Consider the following 232-nt stretch of genomic DNA (forward strand, 5'->3'; position numbering starts at 1 on the left):
GAAAAATGAGCGAACGCATGGCCGAGATCAGCGCCCATATCGACAGCGTTCGCCAATTGGGCTCCGTGGTGAACGCGATCAAGGGGATTGCCGCTGCACGTGCTCGCAACGCCCGCGCCGAGGTGCAGGCAGTGGATCGCTACAGCGCGGTGATAGTCGAAGCAGTGGTGTCAGCATTCGGTCACGATATTGCCACCTGCACTCACGACACTCGTGAGCAGGAGCCTGCCAG

1 protein-coding gene is annotated in these 232 nt (G+C 60.8%); it reads left to right on the forward strand.

All coding sequences use genetic code 11. From position 1 onward, the window contains the following. On the forward strand, positions 1-232 hold a 232-nt coding region (locus SB689_RS24290; RefSeq protein WP_410694571.1), incomplete at both ends, for a hypothetical protein.

It is taken from the genome of Chryseobacterium sp. SIMBA_038 (genome assembly GCF_046535115.1).
Taxonomy (GTDB): domain Bacteria; phylum Bacteroidota; class Bacteroidia; order Flavobacteriales; family Weeksellaceae; genus Chryseobacterium.